This is a genomic window from Micromonospora musae (assembly GCF_003626635.1).
GTDB lineage: Bacteria > Actinomycetota > Actinomycetes > Mycobacteriales > Micromonosporaceae > Micromonospora > Micromonospora musae.
The window spans coordinates 494,545-515,081 of the sequence record NZ_RAZT01000004.1 but is presented as its reverse complement, the minus strand read 5'-3'; the positions used below and the strand labels follow the sequence as shown (position 1 = coordinate 515,081).

The window sequence follows — 20,537 nt, the reverse complement described above, 5'->3', positions numbered from 1 at the left end:
GCCGACCACCGGTCACCGCCGACGGCAGATACCGCGACAGCGCTTCCCACTCGACGTCAGACAACTCGTAGCGACGACCCACGCGCTACATCATCCGACACCAAGATCCTTTGAAGACACTGCCTAGGGCGTGTCCTGTCGATCTTGTAGTGGTTGATGGTTGACGATGTGCCGGTGGTGCGTCGTGGTGAGTTGACCGATGAGGCGTGGGTGGTGATTGCGCCGTTGCTTCCGGAGCCGGGTGGTGCGCGGGGGCGGTGGCGGGATCACCGTCAGGTCATTAACGGGATTCTGTGGAAGCTGCGCACGGGTGCGCCGTGGCGTGACCTGCCGGAACGTTTCGGGCCGTGGAAGACCTGCCACGAACGGTTGCGCCGGTGGACCGCTGACGGGACGTGGGATCGGATCCTGGCCGCGGCGCAGGTGCATGACGACGGGACACCGGTGCAGTGGACAATCAGCACCGACTCGTCGATCGTGCGGGCGCACCAGCATGCCGCTGGCGCCCGCAAAAAGGGGGCTCCCCGACAAGTCCGGCGACGCCTGGTGCGCAGGATGGCGAGGCCATCGGTCGATCCCGGGGAGGGCTGAGCACGAAGATCCACCTCGCCGTCGACGGACGCGGCCGACCGCTGTCGATCCTGCTCACTCCCGGTCAGGCCGGCGACAACCCCCAACTCCTCGCGCTGCTGGACGCGATCCGCGTCAACGAGCCCGGACCCGGCCGGCCTCGCAAACGCCCCGATGTGCTGATCGCCGACAAGGGCTACGCCCACGACTCCACCAGACGCGCCCTGAGGCAACGGGGAATCCGGCACGTCATCCCCGAACGCTCTGACCAGGTCGCCCGCCGGGCCGCCAAGGGCAGCACCGGCGGACGACCGCCAACCTTCGACAAACTGGTCTACAAGAAGCGCAACGTCGTGGAACGTTGCTTCAACCGGCTCAAACAGTGGCGGGACCTGGCCACCCGCTACGCCAAACGCGCATCCCTCTACCGAGCCAGCCTCGTCCTCATCGCCGCCATCATCTGGCTTCCATGATCGGCAGGACAGGACCTAGCCGGCGAGGCGCGCCTGCAGCTCCCGCATGCTGCGGATCTCGATGCCCTGGTCGGCGTTGACCTCCCGGGCGAACCGGTCGCTCGCCGGCTCCAGCCCGCCGCCGGCCGCGTAGAGCTGCTGCACCATGGTGAGCGCGCCCTCGTGGTGCCGGATCATGCGGTCGAGGAAGAGCCGGTCGAACTGCTCACCTCGGGTCTTCGCCAGCTCCGCCAGCTGCTCGGGGGTGAGCATGCCCGGCATCACCGCGTCGTGGTCGGCGTGGTGCTCGTGCGGCCCCGGGAGCTGTTCGCCGCGGTCGGTGAGCCACTGCTGCATCTGCGCGATCTCGTCGCGCTGCGACGTCTCGATCCGCTTGGCGATCAGCGAGACTTCCTTGCTGGTAGCGCGTTCCGCGACGAGCCCGGTCATGTCCAGCGCCTGCACGTGGTGCGCGATCATCCGCTGCATGAACTGGGTGTCGGCCGCGGTGTGCTTCGGAGGCGCGGGCAGCTGGGACTGCTCGGCCGGCGAGAGGGCGCGGCCGCTCTGACCGGGCGCGCCGGGCTGGACGACCCGGGGCGCGGCGACCGGCCCCGCCGGGGCGTCGCCGGTGAGCTGGGCCGCGGCGACGGCAGCCCCACCGAGGACGACGGCGGCGGCCACGGCGGCGAGAACGATACGGCGACGAGAGGAGAACACGATTCGATCACCGTAGCGGAATTCGGCCCGTCCCACGAGAGGCCGGACGGGTGGGCTGCTCAGCAGCCCTTGACGCTCCTGATGGGAACGCTCCAAGATCAACGCAGCGCCCCGCGCCACCGGTGGGGCCGAGCGAGTCGGGTGTGGTGGAGAGTGCTGAGCGCGTTCGGTCTGACCGAGTTGGAAGAGAAGCTCTACCTGGCGTTGGCCGGTGGGCACCCGGGCACCGCGACGGAGCTCGCGCAGCGCTTCGCCGCCGACTCCGGTCAGGTCGTCGCGGCGCTCGACGCGCTCACCCGCCACGGCCTCGTCCGGGTGGCCGGCGAGCAGGCCGCCGCGACCTCCCCCGACCTGGCCATCGACTCCCTGCTGACCCAGCGCATCCGCGAACTCCAGGAGGCGCGGATCGACCTGCGGGAGTGGCTGCGGCAGCAGCGCGCGGCGGAGCCGGCGGATCCGGGCGTCCAGATGGTCGTCGGGGTGACCGCGATCCTGCAGACCTTCGACCAGTTCCTGCGCGGCGCCGAGGAGGAGGTGCTCGGGTTCGAGCGACCCCCGTACGCGGCCGACTTCTCCGACAACCCGGCGGAGCTGGAGCTGCTGGATCGGGGCGTACGCTTCCGCGTGGTCTACGACCGGCGCGGCCTGGAACGGCCGGGGGCCTCGACCCACATCGGTCGCTTCATCGCCGCCGGCGAGCAGGCCCGGGTCGCCACGGACGTCCCCGCGAAGCTCGCCGTGGCGGACCGCCGGATGGGGTTGCTCTCCTTCCCGTCCCGCGACGACACCGTCGAGCCCTGGGCGCTGGTGGTACGCGGCGCCACCTGGGTTGAGGTGCTCGTGGCGCTCTTCACCGAGATCTGGGAGCGGGCCACGCCGCTGCGCCTCGCCCCGGCCACCACCGTGCTCGACGACGCCGACCGCTGGACGGTGCCGACGCCGACCGACCGGCAGATCCTCTCCCTGCTGATGACCGGGCTGCCGGACAAGGCGGTCGCCTCCCAGCTGGGCATCTCACTGCGTACCGTGCAGCGGCGGCTGCGGCAGCTCATGGACGTCAGCGGCAGCGCCACCCGGATGCAGCTCGGCTGGTTCGTCGCCCGCAACAACTGGCTCTGACCCCCACGAACCGCCCCACCGAACTGCGGCGGGACGGTTCGCGAGGATCCGCAGCGGGCCCCGCCACCCGGCGAGCGGCCGGCGGGGCCCGACGGTCACCTGGTGACGGTCACCGAGACGGTGACCGGGGTCGCCGCCCCCTTCGCGCCGTTGTTCGTGACCAGCAGCGTGGCGACGTACCTGCCCGGGGCCAGGCCGGTGGTGTCGACCGTGACGGTCAACGTGGCCTTCTCCCCCGGCGCCACCGCACCGGAGGCTCCGGCCGACAGCCACGACACGTCGCTGTACCCGGGCAGCGAGCCGTCCACGTGGTAGACCTTGCTGGCGAACGGCTGGTTCCGGAACGCCACCGTCCAGAGGTTGCCCTGTTCGTCGATGTCGAGCCCGGCGCCGCTCAGCGGGTTCGGGTCCGGGTCGGGCACCGAGGCGAGCGCCCGGCAGGTGTCCGGTTCCATCGCCCAGATCGACTCCTTCGCATCCTGGTTGATGCCCCACAGCACGTTCTGCTCCTCGTTGAGGGCGAGCCCCGTCATCCACGGCACCGGCGGGGTGCACTCCCCCAGCACCGAGCCCGGCTGCGAGTGAGACAGCCCGGCGAGGTGCCGGATGACCCCGTCGCCGCTGAGGTAGAAGGTGTCGTCCGCGGCGCGGTAGGCCAGCCCGTAGTAGAGCTTGCCCGCCCACGTCCCGCTGATCGTCTCCTTGACCTCCAACGTGTCCGGGTCGAAGCAGACGATCGGCAGCTCCCCGACGATCGACATCTTCGGCGCGCACATCAGGTCCCGCCCCGGCACGTAGGCCATGTCCGAGGGCCAGCCGCCGATGTCGAGCACCCCCTTGGCCAGCGACGTGCCGTCGGTGGAGAAGCGCTGCAGCTGTCCGAACAGGTACGAGTTCGACACGATCAACTCGCCGTTGCGGTAGCCGACACCGAACGCGTAGTAGAAGTCCTTCACGGCGAAGGAGCCGAGCACCTTGCCGGGCACACCCGCTGGCGGGGTCGGCGAGTCGATCTCCCTCGCCAACCAGGTGGCCGGCAGGTCGCCCTTGTTGGCGAGGGTCACCGTCGCGGTCCGGGTCTGTCCGGCCCGGGCGCTCACCGACACCGCGCTCCGGTTCGCCAGCAGCAGCGGCGTACGCAGCGCGAGGTCCTGCGTGACCACCCTGGTCTCGACCACGGTGGCGGTGGCCGGCGGCAGCTCGTAGCCGGGCTGCATCGCGGTCACGGTGACCGGCCCGGCCGGCGCCTCCAGCTGGTAGAAGCCCTCCGCGTCGGTGGTCGCGGTGATCGGTAGCCGCGCGTTCGGCGACTCGACCCGCACCGTCGCGCCCGCCAGGGGCTGACGGTCGTTCGCGTCGCGGACCGTGCCGCGCAGCAGGCCCCGGCCGGGCACCTCGAAGGTGACCGCGGCCTCCGCGTCGAGCACCGCCTCGTCCCGCGAGTACGTCAACGCGTCGGTGCCGCTGCCGTCCTCGATGCCGACCGTCGCCGAGCCGCCGGCCGCCGCCGAACCGGCACCGAGCTTGCGGTACCGGAGGGCGACGGTGCCGTTCTCGCCGAGCCGCGCCTGCACGTCGACCCGAACCTTCGGGTCGCTCTTGAGCGCGGCCCGCACCCAGCTGACCAGGAGCTGCCGGTTCTTCCCCGACCCGGTGCTCTTCGTCCGCACGGTCGAGGCGTGGTCCAGGACCAGGTCGTCCCAGAACGCGTAGACGGCCGGAGCCGACACCGCCGGGGCGGGCAGCGGTCCGTTGGCGCCGACAGAGGCGGCGGCGTCCGTGCCGAAGGTCAGGTAGCCGTCGGTGTGCACGGTGATCCGGTCGTACGTGGTGCCGTAGAAGGTCATCGGGAACGGCAGGTCGAGCCCCTTGCTCGCGGTGTCACCGGTGAGCGCGAGCACCTTGCCGCCGTCGTCCCACTTGCCGGCGACCACCCCGGCCGCGTAGCCGTGCCGGTCGGCCTTGGCGGCGAGCGCCACGTCGACGGTCTCCGGTCCGTCCACGGTCACCGCGACCGTCCGCGGGGCGAGCCAGCGTCCGTACTCGACCAGCAGGTCGTAGTCGGCCTCGGGCAGCGTCCCTGCGTAACGACCCTTGGCGTCGGTGACGAAGCCGGGGAACGACTCGTCGGCGAGCGTCAACCGCGCGCCGGCGACCGGCTTGCCGTTCGGGTCGGTGACCCGGCCGCCCACCGGCTGCCACGGGGCGACCTCGGAGAGGTCCAGGGTCAGGTTCACCGTGCCGCTCTGCGACACGGTGATCGTCCGCCGCTGGGTCCGCTGTCCGAAGTAGGTCGCGGTCAGCGTGTACTCCCCCGCCGGCACCCGGCCCAGCTGGACCGTGCCGTGCGCGTCGGTGCGGGCCGTCCGGGTGACCAGGTCGGAGGTCAGGGTGACCCGCGACCCGGCCAGCGGGCGTCCGTCGCGCTCCGCGTGCACCACGACGCCCCCGAGCTGCGCAGTCGAGGCCTGGGTCACCAGGTCGTAGGCGTCCAGCCGGCCCTCGCCGTAGACGTTGTTGTCGGCCGGGGTGCCGCCGCACTGCGCGTCGTCGACGTCGTGCGCGGTGCGGTCCATCAGCTCCCGGGTGGTCGCCACGTCCCGCCGCAGGTTCGGCACCGCCGACCAGGCCAGCGCGACCGCACCCGCGACGTGCGGAGCGGCCATCGAGGTGCCGTCCATGTAGCCGTACTCACCGCCGGGCAGGGTGGAGAGGATCTGCGCGCCGGGGGCCGTGATGTCCGGCCGAACCGCGCCGTCGCGGCCCGGACCGCGGCTGGAGAAGGCGGTGATCAGGCCGTCCGGGCCGGTCGCGCCGACCGCGTACGTCCGCGGGTTGGTGGCGGGGTGGCCCGCCGAGCCGCACGGCTCCGGCGCCTGCTCCGCCTCGTTGCCGACGGCGAAGACCGGGAAGATGCCGGCGGCCACCCAGGAGTCGACGATCGCGTCGTACATGTGCGGGTCGCCGCCGGTGCCGCCCCAGGAGTTGTTCACGATGTCCGGCGACAGCTCCGGGCGCGGGTTCGCGCCGTCGCGGTCGGTCGGGGCGAGCATCCACTGCCCGGCCGCCAGCAGCGACGCGTCGGTGCAGTAGGTGAGCTCGCAGCCCTTCGCCGCGATCCAGGTCGCGCCCGGGGCGACCCCGGTGACGTGCCCGGCGCCGTCGTCGCCGACCATCGAGCCGACGGTGTGCGTGCCGTGCCCGGCGTTGTCGCAGGGCCCCTCGGACATGCAGAACCCGGTGGGGTCGTACCAGTTGTAGTCGTGGGTGAAGGTGCCGTCACCGTTGTTGCCGCGATACTGGCGCACCAGCGACGGGTGGTCGTACTGCACCCCGGAGTCGACGCTGCCGACGACGACGCCCTCGCCCCGGGTGCCGTACTCGCGCCACACCTTGTCGGCGCCGACCGCGCCGAGGTTCCACAGCAGCGGCGCGTCGTCGGCGTCCGCGCCGGCGGTACGGACCGGCTCCTCCAGCGTCGTCACGCCGACCGCGGTGATCCGGGCGACGTCCGAACGGCCGGCCAGCTCGGTCAGCAGGTCCAGATCACCGGTCACCTCGATGACGTTCGCGATCCAGAACGGGGTGAATTCGGCGTGCCGGTCCCGCAGCAGCTCCCGCAGTCCGCGCTGGGTCCGCTCCGCGTGCGCGACCTTGGTCTGGTAGACCCGGGTCGTGCGGGCGACCCGGCCGGCCCGACCACCGGCGGCGCGCTCGACGCGGTCGAGCTCCGCCCCGTCCAGCTCGGCCTCCCCGGTTAGGTCGACCATGAAGGTGGTGCTGGTGCCGCCGCGTGCCGCGGCGAGCAGCTGCGGGTCCACCTTCCGCAGCGGCTCCACGATGCCGCTCGTGGGCGTCGGGGTCGTCGCCGCGACGGCACCGGTGGGCAGTACGAGCAACGCCGTCAGCGCCGCGGCGACCGTGGCGCTCGCGCGGCGCGCCCCGTATCTGGATCTGCGCATGAATTCCCTCCTCCGGGCGACCACCGGTGGAGGCCGGCAGCGCCGTCGGAGATTCTGGGGCGACGGACGGCCCGACGGGCGGCATGATCGCTGGCGGAGCCCGGACATGGCGGAACTCCGCCACCACCGGTTGGTCCCACCGACATCACCGCGTCACCTCGGCGTGCCCGCCGCCGTCAGTCGACCTCCGGCAGCCACGGCTCCAGCACGGCCGGATCCGCCACGGCGTGGCGCACCTGGTCCCGCTCCGACCTGGTCAGCCGGATCGCCTGGAGCCGCGCACCCCAGTCGGGCACCCGCTCGGGTTCCGCCAGGGCGATCGAGAGCTCGATCAGCCCGGCGAGCGCCACCGCCTGCTCGACGGCGGATGCCGCGTCGCCGTGCCGGCGCAGCCCGGAGTTGAGCGCCCGGAACGCCGCCCGGTCGTCCGACTTGAACTCGCGCAGGATCCGCGCGTTGTCGAGCACCCGGGCCAACCCCACCAGGTCCTTCGAGCCGCCGTACTCCAGCTCCTCCGGCTCGTCCCGGCGGATGAAGGTGATGGTGTTGCCGGAGGGGTCGACGACGCTGAACCGCGACGCGCCCGGCCGGTACCGGGTGATCCGCGGTAGCCCCTTGCCGAGCACCTTGCCGTAGGCGGCACGCATGGCCCCGCTGAACGCCGCGTGGTACGGCGCGACCGCGTCGACGAGCACCAGGCATCCGCCGGTCTGTTCGGCCGCCGGGTCGACGCCGGGGGCGGCGTTGCCGTAGTGCAGCTCGAACCCGCTCCAGCGGAAGGCCAGGTAGAGGTAGGGCCTGGTCTGCTCCCAGGTCACCGCGAAGCCGAGCGCCCGCCAGAAAGCCAGGGTCTCCTGGGGTGACACGCAGGGCAGCAGCGGCAGGATGGTCTCGTTCGGGTGGACGCGTTCCTCGCTCACCTTGGCCTCCCGGCTCCGGCTCTACGGTCCGGCCATTGTGCCAGCGGCGGGCCGTGCGCTGTGGGATCGACCACGATCGGCTGCCCGCGGCCGCCTTCCGCCCGCAGGTCACCACAGGTGGCCAGGCAGGTCTCGTACATCTGGCGGCTCCCGCGCGGACACCCGTTGCCCATATCCTCCGACGGTCTACTCCCATCGGAGGCCCGAGTTTCATGTACAGGCACATGACCAGACGACCACTGGCTGCGGTGGGCGTGCTGCTCGCCGGCAGCGCACTGACCCTGGCCAGCAGTACGACCGCCGTCGCCGCGCCGACGGCGACCACGCCCTTCGTCAGTGAGATCCACTACGACAACGCCGGCACCGACACCGGCGAGGCGATCGAGATCCAGGCGCCGGTCGGCTACGACCTGACCGGCTGGCAGGTCGTCCTCTACAACGGCGCCAACAACGCGGCGTACAACACGCGGACCCTCAGCGGCACGGTGCCCGCCACGGGCGTGGTCGTCGCGTCGTACCCGGTCGACGGGATCCAGAACGGGTCGCCCGACGGCGTGGCGCTCGTCGCCCCGGACGGCACGGTCGCCGAGTTCCTCAGCTACGAGGGCACCATGACGGCGTCCGGCGGGCCGGCGAACGGGCGCACCGCCGTCGACCTCGGCGTCGCGGAGACCGCGACCACCCCGGCCGGCCACTCCCTGCAGAAGCTCGACGGCACGTGGCGGGAGGCCGCGCCGAACAGCTTCGGCAGCCTCAACCAGGCCGGCGGTGGCGACGACGACCCCGAGCCCCCGGTGGGCTGCACCGTCACCGTCGACCACACCATCGCCGAGGTCCAGGGCACCGGCGCCGCCACCCCGCTGGCGGGCACCCGGGTCACCGTCGAGGGCGTGGTCACCGCCGATCACCGCACCGGTGGCTACAACGGCGTCTACGTGCAGAGCGCCGGTAGCGGCGGAGATCGGCCGGTCACGGCGGGTACCGCCTCGGACGGCGTCTTCGTCTACCTGACGACCAGCACCGCCAACCACCCGTCGGTGGCGATCGGCGACCGGGTGCGGGTCAGCGGCACCCTGAGCGAGTTCAACGGCCTCACCCAGGTCACCATCGGCGCCAAGGCCGACGTGCAGGTCTGCGCGCACGACGCGCCGCTGCCCGCGCCCGTGCCGGTCAGCCTGCCGCTCGACGACGCCGCCCGTGAGTCGGTCGAGTCGATGCTGGTCGCCCCGGTCGGCGCGTACACCGTCTCCGAGGTCTACAACACCAACCGGTACGGCGAGGTCGTGCTCGCCGCCGGCGACCGTCCCGCCGCGAACCCGACCGACCTGGCCCGTCCCGGCTCGGACGAGGCGCACCAGGTGGCGGCCGCCAACGAGCGCGGCCGGATCCTCGTCGACGACGGCCGGACCACCAACCTCTCCACCGGCGGCCTGCTGCCGCCGTACGTGTCGAAGGAGAGCCCGCTGCGGGTCGGCGACTCGGTGGAGGCCTTCGGGCCGTCCGTCCTGTCGTACGGCTTCGACGAGTGGCGGCTGCAGCCGACGCTGCCGGTCAGCGCGGAGACCGCCGCTCCCGCCCGGACCACCTTCAAGGCCACCAACCCGCGGACCTCGGCGCCGGTGAACGTCGGCGGTGACCTCCGGGTGGCGAGCTTCAACGTGCTGAACTACTTCGTCCACTTCGGCGGGGACGCCCGGGGCGCGGCCGACGAGGCGGCGCTCGGCCGGCAGGAGGCGAAGATCGTCTCCGCGATCAGCGCCCTCGGTGCCGACGTGGTCGCCCTCGAGGAGATCGAGAACTCGGTCCGCTTCAACCCGGAGGACCCGCAGCAGGCGCTCAAGCGCCTGGTCGCCGCGCTGAACGCCAAGGGCGGCGCGGGCACCTGGGACTACGTCCGCAGCCCGGCCGAGCTGCCGGCTCCGGCGGCGCAGGACTTCATCACCACGGCGATCATCTTCAAGCCGGCGAAGGCGCAGCCGAAGGGCCCGGCCCGCTCGGTGAACGACGAGAGCGTCTGGTTCAACGCCCGCGAGCCGATCGCGCAGGCGTTCACCGCGGACGGCGTGTCGTTCATCGTGGTCGCCAACCACCTCAAGTCCAAGAGCGGCACCGGCACGGGCGACAACGCCGACACCGGTGACGGTCAGGGGTCCTGGAACGGCGACCGGGTCCGGCAGGCGCACGCGCTGGCCACCTTCGTCGACCAGGTGAAGGCCGACAGCGGCACCGAGGACGTGCTGCTGCTGGGCGACTTCAACGCGTACACCCACGAGGACCCGATGCAGGTCCTCTACGGGGAGCAGTACCGCGATCTGAACGACACGGGCAAGGCCACCTACGTCTTCGGTGGCGAGTCCGGCTCCCTGGACCACGCGCTCGCCTCGCCGTCGCTGGCGGCCCGGGTCACCGGGGTCGACGTGTGGCAGATCAACGCGGTCGAGTCGTTCGCGTTCCAGTACGACGGCCTGCCCGCCTTCTACGAGCCGAGCCCGTACCGGGCCAGCGACCACAACCCCCTCGTGGTCGGCATCAGCACCGGCGCGAAGCCGGTCGACCTGCAGCTGCTGACCGTCAACGACTTCCACGGCCGGCTGGAGTCCCCGGCCACCGTGGACGGCCAGCCGGTCGGCGGCGCCGCCCAGCTCGCCGGCCTGCTGGGCCAGCTGCGGGCGCAGAACCCGAACACCGCGTTCGTCTCCGCGGGCGACAACATCGGCGCCTCCACCTTCATCTCGGCGATCGACGGGGACAACCCGACGATCGACGCGCTGAACCAGATGGGTCTCGCCGCCTCGGCGGTGGGCAACCACGAGTTCGACAAGGGTGCCGCGGACCTCACCGGCCGGGTTTCCGACCGCGCCGACTTCCCGTACCTGGGCGCCAACGTGTACCGCGGGAACGCCCGGGAGCTGCCGGCCTACTCCGTCAGCACGGTGGGCGGGGTCCGGGTCGGCTTCGTCGGTGTGGTGACGAAGCAGACCGCGTCGCTGGTCAGCCCGGACGGCATCGCCGGGCTCACCTTCCGCGACCCGGTCGCCGAGGCGAACCTGGTCGCCGGTCAGCTCAAGGACGGCAACCCGGACAACGGCGAGGCCGACGTGGTGGTGCTGCTCGCGCACGAGGGCGCCGCGACGGAGCACATCGACTCCGCCGAGGCGCTCGCCGCCGACCCGGTCTTCGGTCCGTTCACCCGGGTCGACGCCACCATCGACGCCATCGTCAGCGGTCACACCCACCAGCCGTACGCCTTCGAGCTCCCCGTCCCCGGCACCGACCGGCTGCGTCCGGTGCTGCAGGCCGAGGATTACGGCAAGCGGCTGGGCAAGCTGACCCTGACGTACGACCCGGAGGCCGGTCAGGTCACCACCGCCGACGCGGCGCTGGTGGACGTGGTCGGCGCGCCGCAGGACCCGGCGGTGGCCGGCATCGTGGCGACCGCCAAGGAGAAGGCCGCCGAGCTGGGCAAGGAGCACCTGGGGTCGATCACCGCGGACGTCAAGCGGGCCTACACCGACGGCAACGAGGATCGGGGCAAGGAGTCGGCGCTCGGCAACCTCGTCGCCGACGTGCAGCTCGCCGGCACGAAGGACGCCGGTCGGGGCGGCGCGCAGATCGCGTTCATGAACCCGGGCGGGCTCCGGGCCGACCTGCTCTACCGCACCGACGGCACGGTGACGTACGCCGACGCCTTCGCCGTCCAGCCGTTCGCGAACGACGTGGTCACCAAGAGCTACACCGGCGCCGAGATCAAGCAGGCGCTGGAGCAGCAGTGGCAGCCCGACGGCGCGTCGCGTCCGGTGCTGTGGCTGGGCGTCTCGAAGGGGTTCAGCTACACCTACAACCCCGAGGCGCCCAAGGGTTCGCGGATCACGTCGATGAAGCTGAACGGAGCGGCCGTCGACCCGTCGGGCACGTACCGCGTCACGGTGAACTCGTTCCTCGCCGCCGGCGGGGACAACTTCACCGCGCTCGGCGGCGGGACCGACCCGGCGACCACCGGTGACAACGACCTCACCATGCTGGTCGACTACTTCGCAGCGAACTCGCCGGTCACCGCGGACACCGCGCCGCGGTCGACGGTCGGCCAGGGCGGCCCGCAGTGCACCACGACGATCACCGGCCGGTACACCCGGCCACTGGTCGTCAGCGCGGGCCTGACCTGCCTGGAGAACGCCACCATCGCGGGGCCGGTCACGGTCCACCCGGGCGCGTCGCTGATCGTCACCGGCGGCGCCGTCAACGGTCCGATCTCCGCCACCCGTCCGGTGCTCTTCGAGCTCTCCGGGGCGACCGTGGCCGGCCCGGTGGCGGTCTCCGGCGCGACCGGCGGGCTGCGGATCGGCGCGGGCAAGGTGAACGGTCCGCTCTCACTCACCGGTAACACCGGTGGCGTACGGATCGACTCGGTCTCGGTCAGCGGGCCGGTTACCGTGACCGGCAACTCCGGCAGCCAGCCGGTCGTGGTCGCCGCCAACACCGTCGGCGGGCCGCTGAGCTGCTCCGGAAACACCCCGGCGCCGGTGAACGAGAGCCGGCCCAACACGGTGAAGGGCCCGGCGACGGGCCAGTGCGCCCGGCTCTGACCGGATGCTGACCCCCGTCCGCGGCCGGATCCGGCCGCGGACGGGGGCACCCGGGCCACAGGTGACGGGTCAGTCGACGCCGGCCGGCGGGAAGCTGCGGGTGTCGCTCCCGCGCCGGACCGCTCGAACGGCCCGGTCGGGCAGTCCGACCCCCTCGTCGGGGCCGAGCCCGGTCAGGGCGGTGACCGCCGGCCCGAGCTCCTCGCACTCGGCCCGGCATCGGGCGCAGTCGAGCAGGTGCGCCTCGAAGGCCAGCACGGCGTCGGGGCGGAGCGCACCCAGCAGGTACGTCCCGCAGTCGGCACACCCGCGGGTGCCGTCGCCATCGTCGGTCATCAGCGCGCCAGATCTTCTCGGTGACCCGGCCGCCGTCCTGGCGCAGGTCAGGGCGATCCTCGAACTGGCAGTCACTGTATGACGTGGACACCCGTCCGGGTCAGCACTCGCGCATTCCGACCTCGCCACGGATCGTCAATCCGCGTCGGTACGACCGATGGCAGCCCGTAATGCCCGTAAGGCGTAGTGTGCGCGCGACTTGACGGTCCCCTCCGGGATGCCGAGGCGGGCCGCCGCCTCGTCCGTCGAACGGCCGCGGTAGTAGAGCTCGATGAGGACGGCCCGGTGGGCGGGCGTCAGCTTCGGCAGGGCGCGACGGACCGTCTGCACGGCCACCACGTCCTCGGTCACGTCGCCGCTGGCGGGAAGCCGGGTGAGGTCGTTCAGGCCTACCTCGGTGGGTCGGGCCTGTCGGGCCCGCGCCGCGTCGATGGCGATCCGCCGGGCGACGATGAAGAGCCACCGGCGAACCGATTCGCTGCTGTCGGGCAGGCGGTCGAGGTGCCGCCACGCCTGCAGCATCGTCTCCTGGAGCAGGTCCTCGGCGAGCTGCCGCTCGCCCCAGCTCAGCCGCAGCAGGAAACGGTAGAGCGGCTCGGCGTGCTCGGCGTGCACCTCGCGCATCCGGGCCTGCGCCCGTGCCTCGTCGCCCGGCCCTCCGTCACCACCACCGATGCCGGAAGGGGCCGTGCCGACGAGCTTGGCCGGCACCAACAACGACTGCCTCCCCGGTTACCGTCACACCCCGCCCCGCCCCGGAACGCGGTTCGTCGGGTGTCGACGGATCCACGCTGGAGCTTCGGTGAAGCATACGGGCAGCCTCCGGCCAATCAAGCGAAACATTCACGAAATCATTACAAACGCCGGCAGGCGCGACACAACACTGAAAACCCTTCATGTTGTCGCGACGTCCTCGACCAGGAGCATCCGCAGCTGCTCCACGCTCGGGTCGCGCAGCGAACGGATCCGGCCCGCCTGACGCGTGATCGTCTCGTCGAGCACCTGCCGCGCGTACCGGCCGTTACCGAAGGTCCGCGTGCGCGGCACATGCTCGAAGTGCTGCCGCAGCGCCGCCAGCGTCTGCCCCGGACACTCGTAGCCACTCGCCGCGGCGAGATTCTGGAAGATGGCGACCAGATCGTTGGCGTCGTAGTTGGCGAAGTGGATCCGGCGCGAGAACCGGGACGCCAGACCCGCGTTGGCGGCGAGGAACGCCTCGATCTCCTCCTCGTACCCGGCGGCGATCACGACCACCTCGTCGCGGTGGTCCTCCATCAGCTTCACCAACGTGTCGATCGCCTCCCGACCGAAGTCCTGCCGGGCGTCCGGCGGCGCCAACGTGTACGCCTCGTCGATGAAGAGCACCCCGCCCCGAGCCCGGTCGAACGCCTCCCGGGTGCGCTGCGCGGTGTGTCCGATGTACTCCCCCACCAGATCCGCCCGGGCGACCTCCACCAGCTGCCCACCGGCGAGCACACCCAATGCGGTCAGCAACTCGCCGTAGAGCCGGGCCACCGTGGTCTTACCCGTGCCGGGCGGCCCGGAGAAGACCAGGTGCCGGGAGACAGACGGCGCCGGCAGGCCCGCCTTCACCCGGGTCCGGATGGTGGCCAGAAGGTCGATCATGTCGGCCACCTCCCGCTTCACCCCGGACAGGCCGATCATGGCGTTCAGCCGGCCGAGCAGCCGGTTCAGCTCGTCGTCGCGCGCCACCCCGGCCTGCACCCCGGTCCCCGCCGGCGCGCCCAGATCCTGCGGCAGCAACTGCGCCAGCTCGACGCCGGACGGGTCACCGGCCTGGGAGAGCCGGTACGCCTGCCGTCCGATCATCTCCTCGAACACCTTGCGGGCCACCCGGGCGTTGCCGAAGTTCGCGTCCCGGTTCATCCCGTCGAAGAGGTTGGCGAGCGCCACCCGGGTGTCGTACTCCAGGGAGTAGTGGTGGGTGCTGCAGAGCCGTTCGACGATGGTGACCAACTCCTCCGTCGCGTAGCTCTCGAACTCGACGGTCTTGGAGAACCGGGAGGCCAGACCGGGGTTGGCGTCCAGGAACTGGCGCATCTGCGCCGAGTAGCCGGCGACGATGACCACCATCTCGTCCCGGTGGTCCTCCATCAACTTGACCAGGGTGTCGATCGCCTCCCGGCCGAAGTCGTGGCCGCCGCCGCTCTCCACCGGGGCCAGCGCGTACGCCTCGTCGACGAAGAGCACCCCGCCGCGCGCCTCGTTGAACTTCTCCGTGGTCTTCACCGCCGTGCCACCGATGTGCTCGGCCACCAGGTCGGCCCGGGCGACCTCGACCAGTTGACCGGTCTTGAGCACGCCGAGCGCGGCCAGGATGCGCCCGTACAGCCGGGCCACCGTCGTCTTACCGGTACCGGGCGCGCCCGCGAAGACCATGTGACGGGACATCGGCGGCGCCGGCAGGCCGGCGGCGGCCCGACGCTGGCTGATCCGGTGCAGCCCGACCAGCGTCGCGACCTCGTGCTTCACGCCGGCCAACCCGACCAGCGCCTCCAGCTCCGCCAGCAGCGGTGTCGCCGGATCGACGGGCGCGGCCGGCGGCGCGACGACCGCGGTGGCCGCTGGGGTGGCGGTGGACGGGTCGCCGGTGGGGTCGGGGTTCGCCGGGGCGCCCGGCCGGGCCGGGGGCTCCTCGGGCCGGGCCGACTCGCCGGCCGACGGCGGCCGGGACGCCCGCGAGTCGTCCACGTCGACCGCCCCCGGCACGGTCAGCCGGATCGGCTCACCGCCGTTGCCCACGATGGTGCTGGTACGCACCCGAACCGGCTCCACCGTCTCGACGAGCAGCCCGTCGCCGGCGTTCTCCAGCACCTCACAGCCGTCGAGCCGACCGGAGGAGCCGGCCCCGAACCGGATCCCCGGCCCCCCGCTGCCCCGCACCCGGGTACGGGCCAACGTCAGCGTGGCCTCCTGCTGCACCAGGATGCCCGCCTGCCGCGCCCCACCGAACTCGCAGGCGGTGACCGTGGCGGCGCCGCCCGCCGCGATCAGCAGCGCGTTCGCGCCGTTGCGGACGGTCGTCTCGGTCATCGTGAGAGTCGCGCCGCGCGAGACCAGGGCGCCACCGCCGCGGGCCCCGTCGATCCGCGCGCCGCTCACGGTCGGCCCGGCGCGGTCGGCCACCCGCAGACCGTACTCGGCGCAGTCGGTGATCGTGACGTTCTCGATCGCCGGGTGAGCCCCGCCCTGCACCAGCAGGCCGTCGCGTCCACCGTGCACGGTCACGCCGCGTACGGTGCCGGCCGCCTCCCCGTCGAAGAGCAGCACCACGCCCTCCTCGCCGGACACCCGGCCCCCCTCGACCCGCGGCGCGGCCGAGCCGGTCACGGCCACCGCGGCGGACTCGGTGCCGCTGATCTCCCCGTCGCTGAAGACACCCGTCGCGTTCTCCAACGCGTAGAGCCCGTGGCCGGCGGTGCCGCTGATCCGGCAGCGGGTCAGCACCGGGTCGGCGGTGCCGGAGAGGACCACCCCGTGGCCACCGAGGTCACGCAACTCGCACTCCTCGAACGTGGGTGTGCCGCCGGCGACGAAGACGCCCGCGCCCGCGGTGTCGTGCACGGTGGTACGCACCACCCGCACCGCGCCGTTCTCCTCCACGGCGACGGCCGGGCCCTCGACGGCGCTGATGTCGCACCCCACGACACTGCCCCGGCCACCCTTCGTGGCGAGGACACCCGCGCCGCGCCCGTCCGCCAGGGTGCAGTCGCGGAACACCGGATCGGCGCCACCGGTGATCACGATGGCGGCGCTGCCGACGTCGCGCACGGTGGTCCGGACGACCTCGCCGGTGGCGCTGCCGTCGATCAGGAAGCCCGCGCCCGCCGGATTGCTGACCCGGCAGTCGTGCAGCTCGAACGCGCCGCCGGGCGCGTGCACCGCCACGATGCCCTGCCCGACGACCTCGCAGTCGGCGAGGTTCAGCCGGCCCTGCCCCACCTGCACGGCGGGCAGGTCGGCGCCACCACCCCGCACGGTCAGGCCGCGCAACGTCGCCGTGCCCCGGGCGGCGAAGACCGCCACGCCGTCCCCACCGTCGATGGTGACCGTGCCCGGCCCGTCCTCCGCGGTGACGACGACGTCCCGTGTCAGCCGCAGTTGCTCGCGGTACGTGCCCGGTTGGACGACGACTGTCGCGCCCGGCCCGGCGGCCCGCACGGCCTCCTCGATGGTCGACAGGTATCCCGGGTCCGTCTGGGACACCAGCAGCATGCCGTTGCTCACGCTCTCCCACCCTTGTTTCGCACGGCGGCGCCGGCGGGTTCCGCCGGCGGCCGGAAGGGACGGCCCTCGTCGTCCAGCCCCGGCGCGAAGCTCGTCGGCCGGCTCGCCCCGGTACGCGGCACCGCCCGCAGCTTCGCCAGGATCCGCTCCGAGTCGTCGCGCCCACCGCGGCGCGGCTCGCCACGGTGCGCGGCGGCGAGGTCCTGCAGCATCACCCGCACCGGGGCGTCACCCCCGGCTGATTCCTCGACCGCGAGCACCAGGAACCGGCTGCCCGGTTGGAAGACGGCCGCCCCGGTCCCGCCGTCGGCGGCCAGCCCGCCGAGGCGGTGGGCGCTCACCGACCAGATGGCGAACTCCACCCCGGACGGGGGCACCGGACCGGCGGCCAGATCCACGTCGACGAAGGCCGGCTCGGCGAGCACGTCACCGGGCCGGTACGCGTGGGCCTGCGCGAAGTCGGCGGGACCGGGCCGGAAGACCGGGCCGAAGACCGACGGCAGCCGGCGCAGCCCGTACGTGGCCCAGCGGGTCAGCAGTTCGACCCGCCCGCTCTCCTCCTCGTCGCCGCCACCGCGGAGCACCTCGTTGACGCGCTCGCGTTCGCCGTCGCAGTACGCCCGCACAGCGACCAGCCCGGCCGCGAGGTCGGCGACGGCGCCCACCGCGGCCCGTAGCCCCGGCGACTCGGCCAGCGTCCGGGTGACCACCCGCGCGTACGCGTCGTACCGACCGCCGACCGCCTGGCGCAGCGCGGCCCGGTTCGCGACGGTCAACTCCGGGTCGGCGCTCGGGAGCCAGCGCGCTCTCGGGCGCACCGGGACGGCAGCGGACTGCACTTCGGCCGCGTCGGAGCCGCCGGCGCTCACCGGGCCACCGCTGGAGGGCTCGACGGCTGCGGCGGGCGGCTCCTCGGTGCCGGTGTCGACCCGGCCGGTGGCGGCGGCGACCAACCCGGCGGGCGGGCCGGGGACGGTGGCCGCCGGGCCGGGGAGGCTGACCCGGACCGGTACGACCGGGTCGGAGTCCTCCGCCGCGCCGGCCGCCGGATCGCCGGCCGCCGGTGCGGCCGGCCCGGTCGGCAGGCCCGGATCGCCGGCCGGCACGACCGCGACCGGCCCGGGCAGCTCTCCCACGGCCGCCGCCCCTGCCGCCGGCACCCCGGCGGTCGCCGATGGCCCGGCCGCAGGCGCCGGCCCGGCCGACGTGGAGGGCGACCCGGCGGTCGGACCGGTCGAGGCCGGCGCGGGCGCCGCCGGTTCCGACGGCGGCGGCGGTGCCTGTCGCGCCGCGATCGGCGGCACCGCCGAGCGGATGCGCCAACGCTCCGCGTCGAGCAGGGCGGCCGCCGAGGCGGCCACCGGCTCCGGCTCCGGAACGGGCTCGGGCTCGGGCTCCGGAACAGGTTCGGAGTTCGCGTCGTCGGCCACTCCGACCGGGTGCGGGCCCGCCGCGGCGACGGATTCGGTCTCCGGGCGGTCCGCGGGCGTCGGCACCCGTCGCGAGTCCGTCCCGGACAGCGCCTCGGGCTGGTGGCCGGCTCCGGCATCCGTTCCGGGCTCCGAGTGGCCGTCCGTCCGGTCTGGCGAGCCGGGCCGCGCGTCCGGCCGCACGGACGGGTCGTCGCTGCTCGGCGCGTCCGCTGCCATGGCCTCCCGCCCTGCCGACGCCGGACCGATACCGGGCAGAGCCACGGGCGGCGGGTCGGTCCCGGCCTCCACTGTCGGCACCGAATCGGTGCCGGGCGGAGCCGGCCGAACGGTCCGGACCTCCGCTGCCGCTGCCGGACCGGTACCGGGCGGAGTTTGCGGAACGGTCCGGACCCCCGCTGCCGCTGCCGTTTCGGCGCCGGCCGGAGCCACGGGCGGCGGGACGCGCCGGGCCGTCGTGGTGGCCGACGGCCGGTCGGCGGGGGCGGTTCGACGGCCGACCGTACCGGGCAGCGGCGGTAGCACCTGGCCGACCACTCGGACCTGACGCGTAGGTCGCCCGTCGCCCGACCGGACCCGCCGGGGACTCCAACGGCGGAAGACGCCGGTGGTTCGCAGCAGTCCGCTGCTGGCGTGCTGCACCTCCCCGTCGGCGGCGTAGACATGGACCGCCAGCGCGTCCGCCAGGCCACCGTAGAGCAGGTCGGCCGCCGGGCCGGCGACCGTCACGCCCCGGGAGACGAGCACGACCGGTTGGCGCGCGTCCGGGCGGCAGGCCGCGATCAGTTTCGCGAAGCTGCGCGGCGGGGTCGGTCGACCACCGACCCGGAAACCGGTCGCGTCGACGGTCACCTCGACGACGAAGCCGACCAGCGCCGGGGCGAGCCGGTCGGTCGGCTCGTCCACGAAGGACCAGCCCGCGCGGGTACGTACCCCGGGCAGGTCGGGCGGCGGGACGGAGGCCTCGCTCGATGCCGGCGCGGCGGGCACGGAACGGGTCGGCAGCCACACGAGGGGCGGACGCTCGCGCGGCACGGCGACGACGCCGTCCTCCCCGGACACGAGCCACCACGGTCCCCCGTCCGGCCACTCGGCCCGCACCACTCGCTGCGGTGGCCCGACCCTGGGCAGCTCCGGCTCGGGGACCGCCTCGACCGGCACCGGCTCCGGTTCGCGGAGCGCCTCGACCCGGCCGGGTTCCGGCTCGGGAACCACCTCGACCGGCTCGGGCTCCGGCTCCGGCTCCGGCTCCGGCTCCGGCTCGCGAACCGCGTCGACCCGGGCGGGTTGCGGCTCGGGGAGCGCTTCGACCGGCTCGGGCCGCGCCACGGCCGCGGCCGGTGGCAGTGTGACGACCAGCGGCAGAACCGGCACGGCCGCCGGTGGCAGGGCGACCGCCACCGGAACCGGCTCGACCTCGACAACCACGTCCGGACGCTCGTCGACGACTGCCGGGTCCGGTACGGCCGGCGCGGGCACCGGCTGCGGCACCGCGGACGCAGGTCCGGGTTCGGGCGCCGTCGGCGCGAGCGCAGGTTCGGGCGCCGTCGGCCCAGGCGCAGGCGCTGGCACAGGCGCTGGCACAGGCGCAGGCTCCGTCGGCGCGGGCGCAGGCTCCGTCGACGCAGGCTCCGTCGGCGGCTCGGACGTCGCCGAGGGCGGGACCGGCTCAGTGCCCGCCGGGGCCGGCGGCGGCCACACGGCCGCCGGGCGGGGCGGGCCGTCGGGCGAGCACGTCACCCAGATCGAGCCGAGCGCGTCGGCCGGCAGCAGGTGGACGCCGTCCGGCGCCACCATCAGCCCGACCACCGGCACCAGCACGTCCTGCCCCACCCACTCGGCCAGCTTCCGGGCGGCGGGCACCGGCTGGACGGAGTCGGCGTACGCGCCCGTCGCGACGACCCGGACCGCGCCCGCGCTGCCGCCGAGGTGCTCGATCAGCAGGTCCGGCAGGAGTTCGAAGAAGTCCGTCCGGCCCGTCACCGTCGCCGCGCTCAGCACGGCGCTCTGCCCGGCCTCGACCGGCAGCGCAGCGGCCAGCGCGACGAGCGGTGCACGGCTGTCCGCCTCGGTACGCAGCACCAGCGCGTCACCGACGACCTCCACGGTGACGTCGGCCGTCGGCGGCGGATCGGTCCAGCCCGGGGGCATGGGGCGGATCACCTCGCTTTCGACGGACGGACGGACGGAGTGGGTC

The 20,537-nt window shown here is 73.5% G+C and carries 10 protein-coding genes; 3 read left to right on the top strand and 7 right to left on the bottom strand.

The window, feature by feature from the left end; genetic code table 11:
* Positions 1–177 precede the first annotated feature (177 nt).
* Positions 178–1,043 (top strand): IS5 family transposase gene (locus D7044_RS10835; protein ID WP_120688782.1). Its coding sequence is split into 2 segments (ribosomal slippage): positions 178–511 and positions 511–1,043, totalling 867 coding nucleotides; the frame shifts between segments, so codons are not numbered across the junction.
* A 15-nt stretch (positions 1,044–1,058) separates the two neighbouring features.
* Here D7044_RS10835 and D7044_RS10830 read toward each other — a convergent pair.
* Positions 1,059–1,742 carry a DUF305 domain-containing protein gene (locus tag D7044_RS10830; RefSeq protein WP_147434635.1) on the bottom strand — a complete coding sequence of 228 codons (684 nt, stop codon included), beginning with the start codon at positions 1,740–1,742 and terminating at the stop codon, positions 1,059–1,061.
* A 153-nt stretch (positions 1,743–1,895) separates the two neighbouring features.
* Between D7044_RS10830 and D7044_RS10825 the strand changes: the two genes are divergently transcribed.
* Positions 1,896–2,861, top strand: coding sequence for a helix-turn-helix transcriptional regulator (locus tag D7044_RS10825; protein ID WP_158609301.1), 966 nt, complete (start codon positions 1,896–1,898; stop codon positions 2,859–2,861).
* A 95-nt stretch (positions 2,862–2,956) separates the two neighbouring features.
* Here D7044_RS10825 and D7044_RS10820 read toward each other — a convergent pair whose 3' ends face one another.
* Both D7044_RS10820 and D7044_RS10815 read right to left on the bottom strand, forming a co-directional pair.
* Positions 2,957–6,823 carry a S8 family serine peptidase gene (locus D7044_RS10820; RefSeq protein ID WP_158609980.1) on the bottom strand — a complete coding sequence of 1,289 codons (3,867 nt, stop codon included), beginning with the start codon at positions 6,821–6,823 and terminating at the stop codon, positions 2,957–2,959.
* 176 nt (positions 6,824–6,999) lie between these two features.
* Complete coding sequence (locus tag D7044_RS10815; protein WP_120674739.1) at positions 7,000–7,743, bottom strand: VOC family protein; 744 nt, start codon at positions 7,741–7,743, stop codon at positions 7,000–7,002.
* A gap of 224 nt (positions 7,744–7,967) precedes the next feature.
* Between D7044_RS10815 and D7044_RS10810 the strand changes: the two genes are divergently transcribed.
* Positions 7,968–12,326 (top strand): ExeM/NucH family extracellular endonuclease, encoded by a 4,359-nt coding sequence (locus D7044_RS10810; RefSeq protein WP_233564941.1) that lies wholly within the window; start codon positions 7,968–7,970, stop codon positions 12,324–12,326.
* 69 nt (positions 12,327–12,395) lie between these two features.
* Here D7044_RS10810 and D7044_RS10805 read toward each other — a convergent pair whose 3' ends face one another.
* The 4 genes from D7044_RS10805 to D7044_RS10790 form a co-directional block, all read right to left on the bottom strand.
* Positions 12,396–12,662, bottom strand: coding sequence for a zf-HC2 domain-containing protein (locus tag D7044_RS10805; protein WP_120674737.1), 267 nt, complete (start codon positions 12,660–12,662; stop codon positions 12,396–12,398).
* 135 nt (positions 12,663–12,797) lie between these two features.
* Positions 12,798–13,286: a sigma-70 family RNA polymerase sigma factor gene (locus tag D7044_RS10800; protein WP_120675288.1), complete on the bottom strand. Its 489-nt coding sequence runs from the start codon at positions 13,284–13,286 to the stop codon at positions 12,798–12,800.
* 270 nt (positions 13,287–13,556) lie between these two features.
* Positions 13,557–16,910 carry a right-handed parallel beta-helix repeat-containing protein gene (locus D7044_RS10795; protein WP_120688737.1) on the bottom strand — a complete coding sequence of 1,118 codons (3,354 nt, stop codon included), beginning with the start codon at positions 16,908–16,910 and terminating at the stop codon, positions 13,557–13,559.
* Positions 16,907–20,491: a hypothetical protein gene (locus tag D7044_RS10790; protein ID WP_120688736.1), complete on the bottom strand. Its 3,585-nt coding sequence runs from the start codon at positions 20,489–20,491 to the stop codon at positions 16,907–16,909. Before D7044_RS10790 ends, D7044_RS10795 begins: the two co-directional genes overlap by 4 nt.
* Positions 20,492–20,537: the final 46 nt, after the last annotated feature.